Source organism: Bacillus cereus group sp. BfR-BA-01379, assembly GCF_022663605.1.
GTDB lineage: Bacteria > Bacillota > Bacilli > Bacillales > Bacillaceae_G > Bacillus_A > Bacillus_A mobilis.
The window spans coordinates 1-1,226 of record NZ_JAKUFT010000168.1; the positions used below are offsets into that span (position 1 = coordinate 1).

The window sequence follows — 1,226 nt, forward strand, 5'->3', positions numbered from 1 at the left end:
GTAAGATCCCTGAAAGATGATCAGGTTGATAGGTTCGAGGTGGAAGCATGGTGACATGTGGAGCTGACGAATACTAATAGATCGAGGACTTAACCATATAATATGAAGCAATGTTATCTAGTTTTGAAAGAATATAAAAAACTTGTTGACTTTAAAAGTTAAATAAGTTACAATAATTCTTGTCTTAAATGAATACAGTCTGGTAATGATGGCAGAGAGGCCACACCCGTTCCCATACCGAACACGGAAGTTAAGCTCTCTAGCGCCGATGGTAGTTGGGACCTTGTCCCTGTGAGAGTAGGACGTTGCCAGGCAATTCGGAGGATTAGCTCAGCTGGGAGAGCACCTGCCTTACAAGCAGGGGGTCGGCGGTTCGATCCCGTCATCCTCCACCATTTAGCCGACTTAGCTCAATTGGTAGAGCAACTGACTTGTAATCAGTAGGTTGGGGGTTCAAGTCCTCTAGTCGGCACCAGTTTTTATTGCAAGAGCCATTAGCTCAGTTGGTAGAGCATCTGACTTTTAATCAGAGGGTCGAAGGTTCGAATCCTTCATGGCTCACCATTTTAACTTAAATATGCGGGTGTGGCGGAATTGGCAGACGCACTAGACTTAGGATCTAGCGCCTTTGGCGTGGGGGTTCGACTCCCTTCACCCGCACTTTTAATAAAATAACTCAAACATGTCTTGCGGAAGTAGTTCAGTGGTAGAATACAACCTTGCCAAGGTTGGGGTCGCGGGTTCGAATCCCGTCTTCCGCTCCAATTTCCAATATGACATGCCGGGGTGGCGGAACAGGCAGACGCACAGGACTTAAAATCCTGCGGTGGGTGACCACCGTGCGGGTTCGACCCCCGCCCTCGGCACCATATGCGCCCGTAGCTCAATTGGATAGAGCGTTTGACTACGGATCAAGAGGTTAGGGGTTCGACTCCTCTCGGGCGCGTTTTCTTTCGGGAAGTGGCTCAGCTTGGTAGAGCACCTGGTTTGGGACCAGGGGGTCGCAGGTTCAAATCCTGTCTTCCCGATAATTGTTTGGGGCCTTAGCTCAGCTGGGAGAGCGCCTGCCTTGCACGCAGGAGGTCAGCGGTTCGATCCCGCTAGGCTCCACCAAAAAGTTCTTTGAAAACTGAACGAAACAAACAACGTGAAACGTCAATTTTTATTTTTAGATGCTAGACAAACTAACTTTATTGGAGAGTTTGATCCTGGCTCAGGATGAACGC

The 1,226-nt window shown here is 48.7% G+C and carries 9 tRNA genes and 2 rRNA genes; all 11 read left to right on the forward strand.

Annotated features, from left to right (window positions below):
* Positions 1-97, forward strand: a 23S ribosomal RNA gene (locus MR113_RS27160); the annotation flags it as partial.
* A 101-nt stretch (positions 98-198) separates the two neighbouring features.
* Positions 199-314 (forward strand): 5S ribosomal RNA (gene rrf, locus MR113_RS27165).
* Positions 315-319: 5 nt separating this feature from the next.
* Positions 320-395 (forward strand) — tRNA-Val (locus MR113_RS27170).
* Positions 396-399: 4 nt separating this feature from the next.
* Positions 400-475 (forward strand) — tRNA-Thr (locus MR113_RS27175).
* 13 nt (positions 476-488) lie between these two features.
* Positions 489-564: transfer RNA gene (locus tag MR113_RS27180), tRNA-Lys, on the forward strand.
* A 15-nt stretch (positions 565-579) separates the two neighbouring features.
* Positions 580-660 (forward strand) — tRNA-Leu (locus MR113_RS27185).
* Positions 661-689: 29 nt separating this feature from the next.
* A tRNA-Gly gene (locus MR113_RS27190) sits at positions 690-764 on the forward strand.
* Between the two features lie 16 nt (positions 765-780).
* Positions 781-869 (forward strand) — tRNA-Leu (locus tag MR113_RS27195).
* Between the two features lie 3 nt (positions 870-872).
* A tRNA-Arg gene (locus MR113_RS27200) sits at positions 873-946 on the forward strand.
* Positions 947-954: 8 nt separating this feature from the next.
* Positions 955-1,028: transfer RNA gene (locus tag MR113_RS27205), tRNA-Pro, on the forward strand.
* Between the two features lie 9 nt (positions 1,029-1,037).
* Positions 1,038-1,113 (forward strand) — tRNA-Ala (locus MR113_RS27210).
* Positions 1,114-1,226: the final 113 nt, after the last annotated feature.